Origin of the sequence: Lactococcus sp. LG1074 (assembly GCF_017309525.1) — a bacterium.
Classification (GTDB): domain Bacteria; phylum Bacillota; class Bacilli; order Lactobacillales; family Streptococcaceae; genus Lactococcus; species Lactococcus petauri.
Window position 1 is genome coordinate 346857 of record NZ_CP071293.1, and the last position, 16628, is coordinate 363484.

Annotated in this window: 19 protein-coding genes and 1 tRNA gene; 19 read left to right on the forward strand and 1 reads right to left on the reverse strand. The window is 37.8% G+C overall.

The window, feature by feature from the left end:
- Window positions 1-3 precede the first annotated feature (3 nt).
- The gene (gene recU, locus J0J36_RS01690) at window positions 4-654 is read right to left on the reverse strand and encodes a Holliday junction resolvase RecU (RefSeq protein WP_019292633.1); all 651 of its coding nucleotides are present in this window, start codon (window positions 652-654) and stop codon (window positions 4-6) included.
- Between the two features lie 271 nt (window positions 655-925).
- Here recU and J0J36_RS01695 point away from each other — a divergent pair, with 271 nt between their 5' ends.
- The 19 genes from J0J36_RS01695 (at window position 926) to greA (ending at window position 16525) form a co-directional block, all read left to right on the forward strand.
- Window positions 926-1453 (forward strand): SLOG family protein, encoded by a 528-nt coding sequence (locus J0J36_RS01695; protein ID WP_029343522.1) that lies wholly within the window; start codon window positions 926-928, stop codon window positions 1451-1453.
- 136 nt (window positions 1454-1589) lie between these two features.
- Complete coding sequence (spx, locus tag J0J36_RS01700) at window positions 1590-1982, forward strand: transcriptional regulator Spx (protein ID WP_003133982.1); 393 nt, start codon at window positions 1590-1592, stop codon at window positions 1980-1982.
- A 23-nt stretch (window positions 1983-2005) separates the two neighbouring features.
- Complete coding sequence (locus J0J36_RS01705) at window positions 2006-2287, forward strand: UPF0223 family protein (protein ID WP_019292631.1); 282 nt, start codon at window positions 2006-2008, stop codon at window positions 2285-2287.
- Entirely contained in the window at window positions 2253-3041 is a 789-nt protein-coding gene (locus tag J0J36_RS01710; protein WP_153924526.1) for an inositol monophosphatase family protein, read from the forward strand. Before J0J36_RS01705 ends, J0J36_RS01710 begins: the two co-directional genes overlap by 35 nt.
- Window positions 3042-3113: 72 nt before the next feature.
- Window positions 3114-4397: a UDP-N-acetylglucosamine 1-carboxyvinyltransferase gene (murA, locus tag J0J36_RS01715; protein ID WP_019292629.1), complete on the forward strand. Its 1284-nt coding sequence runs from the start codon at window positions 3114-3116 to the stop codon at window positions 4395-4397.
- Window positions 4390-4575: a DNA-directed RNA polymerase subunit beta gene (locus J0J36_RS01720; protein WP_019292628.1), complete on the forward strand. Its 186-nt coding sequence runs from the start codon at window positions 4390-4392 to the stop codon at window positions 4573-4575. Before murA ends, J0J36_RS01720 begins: the two co-directional genes overlap by 8 nt.
- Window positions 4576-4728: 153 nt before the next feature.
- Window positions 4729-6012, forward strand: a complete 1284-nt coding sequence (gene tig / locus J0J36_RS01725) for a trigger factor (RefSeq protein ID WP_019292627.1) — start codon at window positions 4729-4731, stop codon at window positions 6010-6012.
- Between the two features lie 155 nt (window positions 6013-6167).
- Window positions 6168-6500: a helix-turn-helix transcriptional regulator gene (locus tag J0J36_RS01730; protein WP_019294159.1), complete on the forward strand. Its 333-nt coding sequence runs from the start codon at window positions 6168-6170 to the stop codon at window positions 6498-6500.
- A complete protein-coding gene (locus J0J36_RS01735) occupies window positions 6497-7174 on the forward strand; it encodes a type 1 glutamine amidotransferase domain-containing protein (protein ID WP_019292625.1) in 678 nt (225 codons plus the stop codon). Before J0J36_RS01730 ends, J0J36_RS01735 begins: the two co-directional genes overlap by 4 nt.
- Window positions 7174-8094: an NAD-dependent epimerase/dehydratase family protein gene (locus J0J36_RS01740; protein WP_206886739.1), complete on the forward strand. Its 921-nt coding sequence runs from the start codon at window positions 7174-7176 to the stop codon at window positions 8092-8094. Before J0J36_RS01735 ends, J0J36_RS01740 begins: the two co-directional genes overlap by 1 nt.
- Before the next feature lie 97 nt (window positions 8095-8191).
- The gene (locus J0J36_RS01745) at window positions 8192-8881 is read left to right on the forward strand and encodes an HAD family hydrolase (protein WP_019292623.1); all 690 of its coding nucleotides are present in this window, start codon (window positions 8192-8194) and stop codon (window positions 8879-8881) included.
- A gap of 51 nt (window positions 8882-8932) precedes the next feature.
- Window positions 8933-9004: transfer RNA gene (locus J0J36_RS01750), tRNA-Arg, on the forward strand.
- A 186-nt stretch (window positions 9005-9190) separates the two neighbouring features.
- Window positions 9191-10123, forward strand: a complete 933-nt coding sequence (rnz, locus tag J0J36_RS01755; protein WP_019335939.1) for a ribonuclease Z — start codon at window positions 9191-9193, stop codon at window positions 10121-10123.
- The gene (locus tag J0J36_RS01760; protein ID WP_019335938.1) at window positions 10104-10751 is read left to right on the forward strand and encodes an SDR family oxidoreductase; all 648 of its coding nucleotides are present in this window, start codon (window positions 10104-10106) and stop codon (window positions 10749-10751) included. The genes rnz and J0J36_RS01760 overlap by 20 nt, the downstream gene beginning before the upstream one ends.
- Before the next feature lie 32 nt (window positions 10752-10783).
- Complete coding sequence (recJ, locus tag J0J36_RS01765; RefSeq protein ID WP_019335937.1) at window positions 10784-13018, forward strand: single-stranded-DNA-specific exonuclease RecJ; 2235 nt, start codon at window positions 10784-10786, stop codon at window positions 13016-13018.
- Window positions 13008-13520, forward strand: coding sequence for an adenine phosphoribosyltransferase (locus J0J36_RS01770; protein ID WP_003134000.1), 513 nt, complete (start codon window positions 13008-13010; stop codon window positions 13518-13520). The genes recJ and J0J36_RS01770 overlap by 11 nt, the downstream gene beginning before the upstream one ends.
- Window positions 13521-13645: 125 nt before the next feature.
- Window positions 13646-14206 carry a DNA-directed RNA polymerase subunit delta gene (gene rpoE, locus J0J36_RS01775; protein WP_003134001.1) on the forward strand — a complete coding sequence of 187 codons (561 nt, stop codon included), beginning with the start codon at window positions 13646-13648 and terminating at the stop codon, window positions 14204-14206.
- 105 nt (window positions 14207-14311) lie between these two features.
- Window positions 14312-16027 carry an endolytic transglycosylase MltG gene (gene mltG, locus J0J36_RS01780; protein WP_019335936.1) on the forward strand — a complete coding sequence of 572 codons (1716 nt, stop codon included), beginning with the start codon at window positions 14312-14314 and terminating at the stop codon, window positions 16025-16027.
- 24 nt (window positions 16028-16051) lie between these two features.
- Window positions 16052-16525, forward strand: coding sequence for a transcription elongation factor GreA (greA, locus tag J0J36_RS01785; RefSeq protein WP_019292667.1), 474 nt, complete (start codon window positions 16052-16054; stop codon window positions 16523-16525).
- The last annotated feature ends 103 nt before the right edge of the window (window positions 16526-16628 follow it).

Here is a 16628-nt window from a genome sequence, read left to right on the forward strand (position 1 = left end):
ATTTTAATTCACCTCGCAAAGTTGATTAACGATATCCAAGTAAGGGATTCTAGGAATCTGATTTGATGGGATTTGATAAGCATGTTGCTTAATATAATCAAGAGGAATAGACTTTAAGCCTTTTTTTTCTTGATAAAAACGAATCAAATTCTCAGATGGCAAGTAGTAAGTTTCGTCCAAAGAGGCAAAGTGTAAGAGCACAAAGGCAATGCCTTTTTGTTCAAGGACTTTGGACATATGGACGATTTGATGCTCATGAAAATTTTTCAGAGGAAAACTTGTCTTCTGATGGGTTTCCTTAGCTTCAAAATCAATATATCTTCCCTGATAGACGCCAGAATAATCTGTAGTTGAAGCCTGTCTAAAGTAGGCTTCGGTAATTTTAGCACGGCTACGTTGGGGATAGTCAACCTTTACAATTTGGATAGGAGTGGGTTTTTTATGAATCACAGCGATATCATGTGCAAGATAATAATCATTAGTCGCATTGATCTCTGCTTCAAAGTTCATACCACGTTTACCAAATTTTACTGCCGATTTAGATTTTACCATATTCGGAGTACTTTTCGCAGCGTTATGCACCACTTTTTTCTCTGTTTGTTTTCCTGAAAAATTTTTTATTTGTTTATTTAATCCTTGAGGATATTTTAGCATGTGTGTTTTTCCATATATTAAATTGTTACTTCTATTGTATAATGTAATTATAGCAAATTATTTGTCTTTTGGATTATTACAGTTAAAATGGTATTTTATTGTAGAGTTTGTGGCTAGTTTTTTTACTTTCAAATTTTAATAACAGCTATAAAAATAGCTCCTTTATTTTTCTTAAGTCGTATAAAAAGTATAAACGAGGAGAAAAGATGTTTTTTGATAATCAAGAAAAGAAAAAATATGATGTCTTATATTGTGCAAGGAAGGACCCGTTATGAAAACATTGCTTATTACAGGTTACACAGCTTTTGATTTAGGGATTTTTGATGAGAAGGATATCAAAATCAAAATTATCAAAAAAGCCTTTAAAAGAAGATTGGAAGCGTATCTGGACAAAGGATTGAAATGGGTTATTTTCACGGGTAATTTAGGCTTTGAATATTGGGCATTACAAGTTTCTAAAGAATTACAAACAGAATACGAGTTCCATATTGCAAGTATTTTTCCCTTTGAAACGCAGGGAAAAAACTGGAACGAGGCGAATCAAGCAAAATTGCGTGAATTTAAAGATGTAGATTATGTTAAATATGCTTACGAAGATTACGAAAATCCAAGTCAATTTCGTCAGTATAACGATTTTTTGCTCGAAAATTCAGATGGTTCTTTAGTTTTATATGACGAAGAAAACGAAACTAAGCTCCATTTTATTACGGATAAGATGCAAAAGACATCAAATTATAATATGGAATTGATTAGATTTGAAGATTTACAAGAAATTTGTGACGATATGAACAATATGTAACATAGACACAAATTCTTACACAATAGTAAAAAAACGCACTTTTTTTAATCTGTAATTTTTGGTATAATAAGTAACAAATAATAGCGCTGCTCAAGTTTAATAATTGGTTACAGCCTAGATAGAATGGGGAAAGAAAGTGGTTGATTTATACTTATCGCCTTCATGTACTAGTTGCCGTAAGGCACGTGCATGGTTGGACAAACACAGTGTCCCTTATACGGAGCACAACATTTTGACACAGCCGATGACAAATGATGACTTACGTAAAATTTTGTCAAAAACAGAAAACGGAACGGAAGATATTATTTCAATTCGGTCAAAAATATTTCAAAAGCTTGCTTTGGATCTTGATGAGTTGACCATTAACGAGTTGATTAATCTTGTAACAGAGTATCCAAACCTTTTACGTCGTCCGATTATCACAGATGATCGTTTGTTACAAATTGGTTTTAATGAAGACGAGATTCGTGCTTTCTTACCTCGTCATTATCGTCGTGCGGAAATGAAACGTGCCGTAAACGACTTCTAAATGAATAAGGGAGAGTGGAAATAATGAAAGCTAATTATCAATATCCACTTGATTTAAGTTGGAGTACTGCTGAAATGACTGCAGTGCTCTCTTTTTTCAATCAAGTGGAAAATTTTTATGAGAGTAAAGTGGACAAAGAAGAATTCTTGGAGGCTTATAAAACATTCAAGAAAATTGTACCTTCCAAGATGCAAGAAAAACAGCTGGGGCGAGAATTCGAAGAAAGCAGTGGTTATTCGCTTTATCGTGCCGTCAAGGAGGTACAAGCGAGTGAAAGACAATTTGTTCGCTTTGAAAAAGCTTAAACAAGCAAAAACTTGGGTGAGAGAAGCCGGTGCTTTTCTTCGTGATAATATTCATCAAACTTTGGAAGTTTCGCAAAAAAGTAATTTTAGTGATTTGGTGACAAATTTTGATCAGCGGGTTCAAGAAATCATCATTGAAGAAATTATGAAGAATTATCCTGAGGATAAAATTTTAGCCGAAGAAGCCGGACGAAATACAGCAGCTTTTGACCGTAGTCAAGACAATTTTTGGGTTTTAGATCCTATTGATGGTACGATAAATTTCGTGGTGCAGCAGGATAACTTTGCTGTGATGCTGGCTTATTATGAAAAAGGGCAGCCCCAATTTGGATTAATTCTTGATGTAATGGCGGACAAACTTTATTGGAATAACCCGCAAGAAGTATATTGCAACGATAGAAAACTTTCCTATAAACCGCAAGCATTTGAAAAAAGTCTGCTTTCAATCAATTCAATGATTTATCGTAAAAACTTATATAAACTAACGGACTTTAGTTTAACTACTTTAGGAGTAAGGATGTTAGGTAGCGCAGGAATGGCCTATGCGGACCTTCTTGAAGGAAAAACTGTCGCTTATTTTAGCCTTTTACAACCTTGGGATTATGCCGCAGGAGGTATTTTGACCGAAAAGCTCGGTTTTGTGACCAAAACCTTTGAGGGAGCAAAACCCAATCTTATAGACCGTCAGTACGTTTATAGCCTGCCTGCACATTTAGTTGAACAACTAATACAAAGGACAGACATAATCCTGTAAAGTTGACGAAAAGATTCATTGTGCTATAATTTAGGGTGTCTTTCAGAATAAAGAAATTATAGGAATGTATAAATGGATAAAATAATTGTCAAGGGTGGAAATACCCGCCTTAAAGGAACTGTAGAAATTGAAGGAGCAAAAAATGCTGTTTTGCCTTTGCTTGCAGCGACACTTTTGCCAAGCGAGGGAGAAATTATTCTTCGTAATGTTCCTATCTTGAGCGATGTTTACATGATGAACAATTTAGTGGATCATCTTGGAGTTGACTTAGAGTTTTCAGAAGAAAGCAAGACGGTTCACGCACAAGCAGCTTCTAAAGTAAAAACAAAAGCACCCTACGAATTTGTAAGCAAAATGCGTGCCTCTATCGTTGTAATGGGTCCAATTTTAGCTCGAAACGGGCATGCTCGTGTCTCAATGCCCGGAGGTTGCTCAATTGGTTCGCGTCCTATCGATCTCCACTTGCGTGGCTTTGAATTGATGGGGGCGGAAATTACTCAAGAAGCGGGTTACATTGAAGCTAAGGCTGAAAAGCTACGTGGTGCACATATCTATTTGGACTTCCCATCAGTAGGTGCCACACAAAACTTGATGATGGCTGCAACTCTAGCAGAAGGAACAACAACTTTAGAAAATGCAGCACGCGAGCCTGAAATTGTTGACCTTGCAAATTGGCTCAATAAGATGGGTGCAAATGTCAAAGGTGCTGGTACAGATACAATTATTATCAAAGGTGTTGAAAAAATGCATGGAGCTAACCACGCAGTTGTACAAGACCGTATCGAAGCTGGAACCTTCATGGTAGCAGCGGCAATGACACAAGGCGATGTGTTAATCAAAGATGCGGTTCGTGAGCACAACCGTCCCTTAATTTCTAAATTGATTGAGATGGGTGTGGAGTTTGTCCAAGAAGATGAAGGACTTCGTGTTCTAGGTCCTGAAATCTTAAAAGCAACAAATGTAAAAACTTTACCACATCCTGGTTTCCCAACAGACATGCAATCGCAAATGACTGCGGCTCAAGCTATCGCTAAGGGTGAATCAACAATGATTGAAACGGTTTTTGAAAATCGTTTCCAACATTTAGAAGAAATGCGTCGTATGGGCTTAACGGTCGATATTACACGTAACACAGCCATCATCCAAGGCACACGAAAATTACAAGGTGCACAAGTTAAATCAACAGATTTACGTGCAAGTGCAGCATTAATTTTGCTTGGTATGGTTGCGCAAGGTCAAACTACAGTACGTAAATTAAGTCACCTTGATCGTGGTTATTACCGCTTCCATGAAAAATTAAAATCACTTGGAGCAGATATTGAACGTGTTCCAGAACTTGAGGAAATTGATGATTAAAAAAACGATTAAAGTATTAGGCGTTCGCCTTTCATTAGTCTTTTTAGTTCTTGTACTTGTCCTTATAGCAGGTGCAGCGGGCTTGATGTTAGGCTATGGTGTGCTAGGCGGCGGACAAGCGTCCCGTGTTTTTAGTGGCGACCTATGGCAAGAAGTCATACAACGTTTAAATCCATAAAAGTTTGCTTTTGCAAGCTTTTTTTTTGACTTAAACTCAAAGAAAAGCGCGAAAAATAATTGTTCAAAAAGTTGAATTCACTCAGTTTTTATGCTATTCTAGAAAGGTATGAAATTTCTGAGCTCAAGGCTCATAAATAAGGAGAAATAATTAATGACTGCAAGTTTTGAAAAAACTGGTGTTAACACTGGTACACTCTCATTTTCAATCGACCAAGAAACAATCAAAAACGGTCTTGACAAAGCTTTCAATAAAGTAAAAGGTAATATCTCAGTGCCTGGTTTCCGTAAAGGTAAAATCAGCCGTCAAATGTTTAACCGCATGTATGGTGAAGAAGCTCTTTTCGAAGAAGCTTTGAATGCCGTATTGCCAACTGCTTATGATGCAGCTGTAAAAGAAGCAGGTATCGAACCTGTTGCTCAACCAAAAATTGATGTCACTAAAATGGAAAAAGGTTCTGACTGGGAATTGACAGCTGAAGTAACTGTTAAACCTGAAGTAGAACTTGGTGACTACAAAAACTTGGAAGTTTCAGTAGAAGCAACTAAAGATGTTGCTGATGAAGAAGTTGAAGCACGTTTGACACAAGAACAAAACAACCTTGCTGAATTAACTGTTAAAGAAGGTAAAGCTGAAAACGGAGATACAGTAGTTATCGACTTTGTTGGTTCTATCGATGGTGTTGAATTTGAAGGCGGAAAAGGTGCGAACCACAGTTTAGAACTTGGTTCAGGGCAATTTATTCCTGGTTTTGAAGAACAACTTGTTGGCACTTCAGCTGGCGAAGAAATCGATGTGAAAGTGACTTTCCCAGAAGACTACCAAGCTACAGATCTTGCAGGTAAAGAAGCAGTTTTCGCAACTAAAGTTAACGAAGTTAAAGCAAAAGAAGTTCCAGAACTTGATGATGAATTAGCAAAAGATATTGACGAAGAAGTTGAAACTTTGGATGAGCTCAAAGCTAAATTCCGTAAAGAACTTGAAGATGCTAAAGCTGAAGCTTATAACGATGCTGTTGAAACTGCAGCTATCGAAACAGCTGTAGCAAATGCTGAAATCAAAGAAATTCCTGAAGAAATGATTCACGAAGAAGTTCACCGCGCAATGAACGAATTCCTTGGTGGAATGCAACAACAAGGTATCTCTCCAGAAATGTACTTCCAAATCACAGGTACTACTGAAGAGCAATTGCACGAACAATACCAAGAAGATGCTGGTAAACGTGTGCGTACAAACCTTGTTATTGAAGCAATTGCTAAAGCAGAAAACTTCGAAACTACAGATGAAGAAGTTAAAGCTGAGATTGCTGACTTGGCTGCACAATATAACATGCCTGTTGAACAAGTTGAAAAACTTCTTCCAGTTGACATGCTCCAACACGATATCGCAATGAAGAAAGCTGTTGAAGCAATTACAGATTCAGTTAAAGTTAAATAATTGTTTTATATAAAAATAAAAACTCATAGCCTTTGGTGCTGTGAGTTTTTTTATTTTCTTAAAAAAAAAACGAATAGGTTGTCAATCCAATTTTTTGACAGTAAGGTTAGATAATGGTTTAATGGTTTAAAAACATAAACTAATAAGGAGTAATAATGAAATTTGAACATTTAAAACATGAACTAAGTGAAGTCAGCGACTTTTTAATTGCCTTAGGTGATGAAAAGAGACAAGCAATTATTATTAAGTTACTGGAGAAGAGTGATTGCAAAGGCATACAAGTTGGAGATTTAATCGAAGCAACAGGCTTATCGCGCCCCGCTATTTCACATCATTTGAAAATCTTAAGACAAGCAAAGATAGTTAATTATCGTTCAGAAGGAACAAGAAACTTTTACTATCTTGAACATGATACATCAGAAATTATGAAATTACAACATTTTCTGGATGAAGTAACAAGGATAATGAAAGGAAAGCAAGAAAAATGAATAAAGTTTTGATTGTCGAAACAAATATTAAGCGTTATAAGAATACCAATGAAGCGACAGGGCTTTGGCTGGGCGAGAGTGCAGAATTTGTTGATGAACTCCAAAAACATGGTATTGCTTATGACTTTGTTAGCCCAAATGGTGGCTATGTTCCACTTGACCCACGGAGTATGAAGTATATGGATGAAGCCATTTGGAACATTTATGAGCGGCAAGACTTTGTCGAAAGAGCTTTAAAAAAGACTTTGAAACCTGAGGAAGTAATCTCGCAAGACTATCGTGCCATATATTTCACAGGTGGCCACGGTGTGATGTGGGACTTTCCAGATAATCCAGAAATAAAAGGTATCGCCCAAGCTATTTATGCGCATGGTGGTTATCTCACTTCCGTTTGTCATGGTATCGCCGGTTTACTTAATCTTAAGAACCAAGAAGGTCAATACATCATTTCAGGGAAAAAGATAACGGGTTTTACAACAGCTGAAGAAGTTCTTGCAGGCAAGAAAAAAATCGTTCCTTTTCTCAATGAAGAGGTAGCCAAAAGCCGTGGGGCAACATGGTGCAAAAAAAGATTCTATAAAGATTTTGCCCTCCAAGATGGGCAACTTATCACGGGACAAAATCCGTTTTCTGTAAGGTCAGTCGCTAAAATGCTTATAAAGGAGATTGCATAATGCAAACAATACTAGGAAGTAATGGACAGATTGGTCAAGAGCTGGCCAAGGAACTTTTTAAAAAATATACAAAAGATATTAGGCTTGTGAGTAGAAAACCACGTAAAGTAAACCCAACAGATAGCTTGTTTTCGGCTGATTTACTGAAGGCTGAGGAAGCGCATGCAGCGATTGCTGGCAGTGAGATTGTTTATTTTACAGCCGGTTTACCGATGAATTCTGAGCTTTGGGAAGAACAATTTCCTCTGATGATGAAAAATGTCATTGACGCTTGTAAGCTGCACCAAAGTAAATTGGTTTTCTTTGATAATACCTATATGTACCCTAAAAATGCGGAAATACAATATGAAGACACTAAATTTGAACCGACGGGAAGAAAATCCACGGTACGTGCCCGATTAGCAGAAATGATAATTGAGGAGATAGAGCACCATTCGCTCGAAGCTGTAATCTGCCGCGCGCCGGAGTTTTATGGCCCAGGTCAGACGCAGAGTATAACAAATACAATGGTCTTCAATGCAATTAAAGAGAATAGAAAAATAAAAATTCCCTTGAGTGCTACTCGTTTGAGAACCTTGATTTGGACACCCGATGCTAGCCTTGCAATGGCTCTCATAGGGAATGATGCGGATGCTTATGGTCAAACTTGGCATTTGCCATGCGCACCAAGCTTGACTTATCAGGACATCATTACACTTTCAGAAGAAATCACAGGAAAAAAACTTCAATACACAATAATTAAGATGTGGCAATTCAAATTGGCGGCCCTTTTCAGTCAAAAAGCGAAAGAATTGCAAGAGCTTCTTCCGCGTTATGCAGAGGACAATGTATTTAATTCAGACAAGTTTAAAAAACATTTTCCAGAGTTTGAAGTAACAAGCTTTGAAGCAGGTGTAAAACAGGTGCTTTTAGAGAAATAGCCTTATGAAAAACTTCCTGATGGATCGTCTTAATTCATTTGATATCCAGAAGGCAAAATGATAAACTTTTAAAGAAAGAGGAAAGGGATTGAGAAGTATGAAAGAGATAAAAAATATTATTTTTGACTGGGACAATACACTCTTTCCTTTTAAAAAATATTGGGAAACAGCACACCGGAAAGTTTTTTTGGACTTGATTGATTTTCAGGATGAATTTTCTATAGATGATTTTATGGCAAAGTATCGTGAAGTGGATGAGCAACTCTGGCCTTTAGTTCACGAAGGGAAAATGACGATTGAGCAGCTGCGCGAAGAGCGTGTGCGCCAGGTCTTGGATTACTACGCAATTCACTATAAAGAAAACTTTGTGCGCCTGTTCTTTGACATTTTTTTGACAGCTTTACTTGAAGAGATAGAAGTTGATCAGAATTTATTATCTAAAATGCTAGAACTCTCTCAAAATTATAATATTGCTATTTTAAGCAATGGGGAGAGTGGAGAGCAAAGAGAAAAAATTAAACGTTTTGGCTTTGAAAATCTGTTTCCAGTTTATATTTCGGCCGAAACTGGCTTAACCAAACCTGATCAAGCAGCTTTTTATAATATTTTAGATAAGGAAGGCTTCGATCGTGAAGCAACACTTATGGTTGGAGATCTCCTTGAACATGACATTCTTCCAGCACAAAAACTTGGTTTAGCCACTGCTTACATAGGACATGACGATAAGGAAATCGCAGATAAAACCTATGAAAGCATCGAAGATTTCCTTGAAGATTTTTTGAAATAAAGAAACTTGAAATTTCCTTTGTTTTCCTGTAAAATGATAGAGTTATCAGTGCCGTCTGTAGTGTAATGGATATCACGCAAGATTCCGGTTCTTGCGATGGGGGTTCGATTCCCTCCAGACGGATAAATTTTTTATTTTGAGCGCTGTAAGACATTGTGAGAAGCACAATGTTTTTTACATTTTGATATTCTCTTTTCTGACTTAATGAACAGGTGGAAACTATGAGAGACAAGCATCAAAGTAGAAAATGTTTTTTATTTGATTCCAATAATGGATAGGAAAGAACATAATTAGAATATTGAGGAAGATATGGATATTCAATTTTTAGGGACGGGCGCGGGCCAGCCATCACGAACGCGAAAAACACAGGCTATCGCTTTGAAGTTACTCGATGAACGTAACGAAATATGGCTATTCGATTGTGGCGAAGCGACCCAACATCAAATTTTAGAAACATCAATTAAACCAAGAAAAATCACCAAGATTTTTATTACACATTTGCATGGCGATCATATTTTTGGTCTACCGGGTTTTCTATCTAGTCGTTCTTTCCAAGGTTCAAGTAAAGATGAGGAACATACGGACTTGGAATTATATGGACCAAAAGGTCTGAAAGACTTTGTGATGACGGCTCTGCGCATGTCGGGATCGCGTCTTGGATACAAGATTCACTTTCATGAAATTGAAACGCCTGGTAAGATATTTGAAGATCAAACCTTTGAAGTATATGCTGATACCTTAGATCATACAATTTTTTGTCTCGGCTATCGTGTAGTCGAAAAAGATCGTCCTGGAGAACTAGATGCAGCGGCTTTGAAGGCATCAGGTCTACCTTTCGGTCCCCTCTTTGGCAAAATAAAGAATGGTGAAACAGTAGAGCATGATGGGAAAGTTTTTCATCCAGAGGACTATATTGGCGCAGACAAGCAGGGGAAAGTTGTCACTATTCTTGGAGATACCCGACGTACACCAAGCGCTGTTCGTTTAGCGGTTGGGGCAGATCTTTTAGTTCATGAAGCAACTTATGAAGCAAAAGAGGCAAAAATGGCCCGCCGACACGGACATTCGACCTCAAAACAAGCAGCAGATGTTGCTCAGGAAGCTGGCGTAAAACGTTTGGTGCTCACGCATATTAGTGCACGCTATGTTGGCCCACTTGTGGCTCAGCTTGCGCAAGAAGCACGATCTGTTCATCCTAATTCGTATGTGGCAAAAGATTTTTATGAAGAAAAAGTTGAGTAAAAAGAATATTGTAATTACAGGAGCTAGCGGTGATATTGCACAAGCACTTGTTCAGCGTTTAGAGGATCATAACCTTATCTTGATCAGTCGCTCGCTTCCTCAGCCAGTCATGCCTGAAAAAGTAGATATTCTCATTAATAATGCAGGTTTTGGAGAGTTTACAGAGTTAAGTAACTTAACGGATGAGCAAATTGATGAAATGTTTAAGGTTAATACGTTAGATCTGATTAAGCGGACGCGTGATTTGCAACCACAGTTGCAAGTAATTAATATTGCATCCATAGCAGGAAAGTTACCTACAGCGAAATCGACCGTATATGCAGCTTCCAAAGCCGCTGTTCTCGCTTTTTCTGATGCTTTACGTTTAGAAAAACCAGATCTTATCGTGACAACAGTCAATACAGGGCCGGTCCGCACAAAATTTCACAAAGACAATATGGACTATTTGGAAAAAGTGGGCGAAAATGTGGTCAGTGCAGAATATGTTGCGGATAAGATTGAGCAGGTTTTAGGGAAAAATAAAAGAGAATTGAACTTACCTGTCCAGCTGGCTTTCGTTGCGAAAGTTCGTGCACTTTTCCCAAGTCTTGTAGATAATATAGGAAATAGGTTTTTTAATTATAAATAAATCTTCAAATAAGCAGTCGAAGTGGAGGAAACTTGATTAAATCAAAATATATATGGAAGTTAACTGAGTCAGACTTACCGGATGAGTTTCTTAAGTTAAGTAAAAAATATAAATTAGATACACTGGCAGCGCAAATTTTGTGGCAACGCGGCATAAGGGCAGAAGAGGAGATTCAAGCTTACTTGAATCCTGATCTTCAGCAATTACATGATCCGTTTTTGTTGCACGATATGGAAAAAGCCGTTCAAAGAATTTTGACTGCAATTGAAAATGGGCAAAATATCTTAATATACGGTGATTATGATGCGGATGGTATGACGGCAAGCTCCGTCATGAAATCAGCTTTAGATGAATTAGGAGCGGAAGTTCAGGTCTATCTTCCTAACCGCTTTACGGATGGTTACGGGCCAAATCTTGATGTCTATAAATATTTCATTCAAAATGAAGATATTGATTTGATTATAACTGTGGATAATGGTGTGGCTGGTCATGAAGCCATCGCCTATGCACAAAGTCAAAATGTTGATGTTATTGTAACTGACCATCACAGCATGCCAGAAGTACTGCCAGAAGCTTTTGCAATTGTACATCCTGAACACCCAGAATCAAACTATCCTTTTAAGTATTTGGCTGGAGTAGGAGTAGCTTTTAAAGTCGCAACAGCTCTTTTAGACTATATTCCTTCAGATATGCTTGATTTGGTGGCAATCGGAACAATTGCGGATATGGTTAGTCTTACTGATGAAAATCGTATTTTGGTGAGTCATGGACTAAAAGTATTAGCGAATACTGAGCGTGCAGGCTTGATGGAACTCATGCGTCTCTCAGGAACTGATTTTGAAAAGGTGAATGAGGAAACGATTGGTTTTCAAATTGCCCCTCGTTTGAATGCTCTGGGGCGCTTAGATGACCCAAACCCAGCGATTGAACTATTAACAGGCTGGGATGAAGAAGTGGCTGCCGAAATTGCGCAGATGATTGATGAAAAAAATAGCGAGCGTAAAGTAATCGTAGAAAATATCTTCAATCAAGCCCTCACAATGATAACGGACGAGCCCATACAAATTCTGCATCATAAGGATTGGCATAAAGGTGTTTTAGGTATCGTTGCCGGACGTTTACTTGAGCAATTTCACAAACCTATTATTATGTTGGCAGAAGAAGAGGGAGTTCTTCGAGGATCAGCACGTTCGATTGAAAATTTTAATATATTTGAAGCACTCAACGAACACCGTGAACTTTTTATGGCTTTTGGTGGCCACAAACAGGCTGCTGGGATGACTTTTGCTTTGGAGAATGTTGAAGCAATCAAGCAAGTGATGCTCGACTTTATTCAAGAAAACGATATCGATATGTCAGAAAAAAGTTCACTAGAAGTTCAGGGCAGTTTGCAGTTTGACGAGATTAGTTTAGAAACGATTAGAAGTTTAGAAAAGTTATCTCCTTATGGTATGGACAATCCGAAGCCTCATTTTCTCCTTACGGATTATCAGGTTGAGCAGGCACGTAGTATGGGAAAAGACAATAGTCATCTCAAACTTAAATTAGTACAAAATGGACAAGCTTTAGACGCGGTTTACTTTGGGCATGGAGCTGAAAGCCTAGAATTTGAACAAAGTGATACAGAACTTGTCGGTACCTTGTCTAGCAACACTTGGAATGGTACAACAACTGTTCAGCTTATGGTGGCTGATGCTAGAGTAAATGGTGTTGAGCTTCTGGATATTCGAAGTCGACAAGTTGAATTGCCTAAAAATACAATACGTTTTGTCCATAATGAAGTGAAAAATGGTACAATAGAAGAAGTGCTTATTATTGAGGAAGCCCCAACTGATAAGGAAGCCTTATCTGCTTTGACGGAATTAATACATGAGCAGGAATTTGAATTGATTTATTTCAAAAATACAATCAAGAAAAATTATTATTTGACGGGAGCGGGGACGCGTGAGCAGTTTGCGCGCTTCTATAAAGCAATTTATCAGTATCCTGAGTTTGATATACGTTTTAAATTGAAAGACTTAGCAAATTATTTGAAGATACCCGATATTTTACTGATAAAGATGATTCAAATATTTGAAGAACTGAATTTTGTCACTATTGACAATGGCATGATGAGTGTGAATAAAGCCGCCGAAAAGCGTGATATTTCTGAAAGTAATATTTACCAAGAGCTTCAAGAAATTGTTGCTTTTCAAGAACTTTTCGCCTTATCCCCTGTCAAAGAAATTTATAAAAAATTAAAAGAGGAAGATGCACATGCAACTTAAAGATTACATTGCAACGATTGAAAATTACCCAACAGAAGGTATCGTTTTCCGCGATATCTCACCACTTATGGCTGATGGAAATGCCTACAACTATGCAGTTACTGAAATTGTGCAATATGCACGCGATAAAGAAATTGATGTAATTGTTGGCCCAGAAGCGCGTGGATTCATCGTTGGATGTCCTGTTGCTTTTGCACTTGGTGTTGGTTTTGCGCCTGTGCGTAAACCAGGAAAATTACCGCGCGAAGTTATTTCAGCAGACTATGAAAAAGAGTATGGTACAGATACATTGACAATGCATGCTGACTCTATTAAGCCAGGACAACGTGTTCTGATTGTAGATGATCTCTTGGCAACAGGTGGAACAGTAAAAGCTACTATTGAGATGATTGAGCGTTTGGGTGGTATCGTTGTTGGGTGTGCCTTCTTTATTGAACTTGATGACCTTAAAGGGCGTGAAAAACTCGGTAACTATGATTATAAGGTATTGATGCATTATTAATTTCATCCTACCAAGCAAGACGGAAAACGACATATAATGAAACAGTTTAAATCCGTTTACATATTGACAATGAAGCGAATTTAATATAATATAGAAAAAGAAAATCTGAAAGAGAGCAAAAAAGTTTGAAAATTGAAGCATTAGAAGGACAAAATATCGAAGAACTTTCAATGATTGAAGTTGCTCATGCAATTTTGGAACAAAATGGTAAGGAAATGGCTTTTGCAGAAATCTTGAACGCCGTTCAAGACTACTTGAAAAAGTCGGACAATGAAATCAAAGCCACAATTGCACGTTTTTACACAGAAATGAATACAGATGGAAGCTTTATTCCATTAGGAAATAACATTTGGGCACTGCGCTCATGGTACGCGATCGACGAAATCGATGAGGAAGTAATTGCTCTTGATGAAATTGACGACGAAGAAGAAAAAACAACTAAAAAACGTACAAAAGTTAATGCATTCGGTATCGAAGATGAAGTGGATCCTGAAGATGAACACATCGACAAAGGAAACGATGCAGATGACATGACTTATGATGATGAGAATCCAGATGATGAAAAAGATGAGGTTCAAGCTTATGATGCTGAACTTGCTGAAGTTGAACTGGATAACGTGGATGAAGACGTTGAACTCGATGAAGAGGACGACGATGATGATGACAGCGACTCAGAAGAGAATTAAAATCTAAAAGAGTGAGGTCCCTGACCTCGCTTTTGTGAATATTACCCAACAAACTTACGCTTCACTATTTAAAAAAAGAGGGTGGCGTGATAAGGAGGATTAACCTTGGTAGAAAAAGATACGGAGAAGTTTTCGAGAGAAAGTTTCAAAGATAAAATCTTGCGTGAACTTGAAGAAGGAAATCGAGCCAACACGGATGGGACTTTTGAAAACTATGCCCGTGAATCCAACAAAGAACTTTCTTCAACCCCGAGTAGACATACTCGGCGAGAACGTGCTGATTTTTCGGATATTCAACGTCCAACACCATTTAAGTTGACAGAAGAACTGGAAAATCCAGAAGTAGAGGAACAAGCTAAAATTTCCGAAGATGTAGAATTTCCTGAAAAAGCTGTTTCTGATCAAGTGGAAACAGAAGCATCAGCACATGAAGAACGTCCAGACTTTGCAAGTGTTCGCGAGCAAATGCTCCAAGCGAGCCAAGGACAAAGTTATTCACGACTTAGACGCAAGACAAAAGAGTCTGATAAAGAAGTTGTTGATGAATATGAGCGACCTGAAGCACAAGCAAGTGATGCTGCAGAGTCTCTTGCCGAAGAGACGACTCACAGACAAAGAAGTCGTCGTGCAGCAGTAAAATCGGATGCGGAAGCTGAAGAAATGCAGCCCAAGTCGAAAGCGAAAAAATCGAAGAAGAAAGTTTCTTCTGGAAAGATTATTGCTGTTATCGTAGCTGTTTTAATTCTGGCTGCGGCAGGGACTGGTTTTTACGGTTATAATTTCATCAAAGAAGGTGTACAACCGCTCAATACTGCAAATACAACCAAACGCGCCATTAACATTCCAGCGGGAGCAAGCAGTAAACAAATCGGAGATATCTTACAACGAGAAGGTATTATCAAAAATGGTATGGTTTTCCAATACTATACTAAATTTAAAAATTTCAGTGGCTTTAAGAGCGGCTACTACAACTTGGCGCCTAGCATGAACTTGTCGGATATTGCAAGTCTTTTGGAGCAAGGAGGAACCGAACATCCTGTGGAACCAACTCTGGGCAAAATTTTGATTCCTGAAGGTTATACATTGGAACAAATTGCTCAAGCTGTTACAGTGAATTCTGCGGATAAAGATGAAAAAACACCTTTTACTAAAGATGAGTTTATGAAGACTGTACAGGATCAAGCGTTCATCGAAAAAATGAAAGAGAAGTTTCCAAAACTTCTTGCAAGCTTACCAAGTAAAGACAGTGGTGTGAAGTATCAACTTGAAGGTTACCTCTTCCCAGCAACTTATGAGTATACGAAAAAGACAACTGTTGAAAGCTTAATTGAGACCATGCTTTCAACAACTAATACACAGCTGGAACCTTTGTATGAACAAATACAAGCGAACGGACTTACGGTCAATGAAACCTTGAGTTTGGCTGCCATTGTCGAAAAAGAAGCGAATAGCGATGATGATCGCCGTAACGTTGCACAGGTCTTCTTTAACCGTAAAGATTTAGGGATGACGATGGATTCTAATACAGGAATCTTTTATGCTGAAGGTAAGCTAGGTAAGGATACGTCGCTTGATCAGCAAGCTGCAATTAATACACAATTAGACTCACCTTTCAATACTTACTTGTATCCAGGTTTTGGTCCTGGACCAATCGTGAGTCCAAGCTTGTCGTCAATCAAAGCAGTGCTTAACCCGACTGCGAATGATTATCTTTATTTCGTAGCAGACGTTGAAGGTAAGATTTACTTTGCGCAAACACTTGAAGAACAAAACATCAATGTTCAAAAGTATGTCAATGATGCGATTGCGTCGGGTAATTAATTAGAAATTTAAAAAGGATAAAAAATGGTAGAAAAAACTTTCCCCATGACCAAAGAAGGTCTGGAAAAATTAGAACAAGAATTAGATAACCTTAAATTGGTTAAACGCCCTGAAGTTATTGAACGCATCAAAATTGCACGTAGCTACGGTGACCTTTCAGAAAACTCAGAATACGAAGCAGCAAAAGATGAACAAGCCTTTATTGAAGGTCGTATCTCAACTGTGGAAACAATGATTCGTTATGCTGAAATCGTAGACAATGCTAATATTGACAAAAATGAAGTTGCTCTTGGTAAATCAGTTGTTTTCCAAGAAGTTGGAGATGACGAAGAAGAAGAGTACGAAATCGTCGGTACTGCTGAAGCAGATCCATTTTCAGGCAAAATTTCAAATGAATCTCCAATCGCTCAAGCCTTGATTGGCCGTAAAGTTGGCGATGTTGTGAAAATTCCGTTGCCTATGGGTGAAATCGAAGTTAAGATTGTTGATGTCAAATAAAATAAAAAAATCTGCTTTTAGCGGATTTTTTTATTTTAGAGACGTTTCAGCCACTATTTTTGGTAAAAAATTAAAATTTTCGATATAATAGTCAATAAAGGTC

Bases quoted from the DNA above. Each gene is read 5' to 3' on its own strand.
- recU (WP_019292633.1), bottom strand. From the start codon at position 654: ATGCTAAAATATCCTCAAGGATTAAATAAACAAATAAAAAATTTTTCA.
- J0J36_RS01695 (WP_029343522.1), top strand. From the start codon at position 926: ATGAAAACATTGCTTATTACAGGTTACACAGCTTTTGATTTAGGGATT.
- J0J36_RS01705 (WP_019292631.1), top strand. From the start codon at position 2,006: ATGAAAGCTAATTATCAATATCCACTTGATTTAAGTTGGAGTACTGCT.
- murA (WP_019292629.1), top strand. From the start codon at position 3,114: ATGGATAAAATAATTGTCAAGGGTGGAAATACCCGCCTTAAAGGAACT.
- J0J36_RS01720 (WP_019292628.1), top strand. From the start codon at position 4,390: ATGATTAAAAAAACGATTAAAGTATTAGGCGTTCGCCTTTCATTAGTC.
- tig (WP_019292627.1), top strand. From the start codon at position 4,729: ATGACTGCAAGTTTTGAAAAAACTGGTGTTAACACTGGTACACTCTCA.
- J0J36_RS01730 (WP_019294159.1), top strand. From the start codon at position 6,168: ATGAAATTTGAACATTTAAAACATGAACTAAGTGAAGTCAGCGACTTT.
- J0J36_RS01735 (WP_019292625.1), top strand. From the start codon at position 6,497: ATGAATAAAGTTTTGATTGTCGAAACAAATATTAAGCGTTATAAGAAT.
- J0J36_RS01740 (WP_206886739.1), top strand. From the start codon at position 7,174: ATGCAAACAATACTAGGAAGTAATGGACAGATTGGTCAAGAGCTGGCC.
- J0J36_RS01745 (WP_019292623.1), top strand. From the start codon at position 8,192: ATGAAAGAGATAAAAAATATTATTTTTGACTGGGACAATACACTCTTT.
- rnz (WP_019335939.1), top strand. From the start codon at position 9,191: ATGGATATTCAATTTTTAGGGACGGGCGCGGGCCAGCCATCACGAACG.
- J0J36_RS01760 (WP_019335938.1), top strand. From the start codon at position 10,104: ATGAAGAAAAAGTTGAGTAAAAAGAATATTGTAATTACAGGAGCTAGC.
- J0J36_RS01770 (WP_003134000.1), top strand. From the start codon at position 13,008: ATGCAACTTAAAGATTACATTGCAACGATTGAAAATTACCCAACAGAA.
- greA (WP_019292667.1), top strand. From the start codon at position 16,052: ATGGTAGAAAAAACTTTCCCCATGACCAAAGAAGGTCTGGAAAAATTA.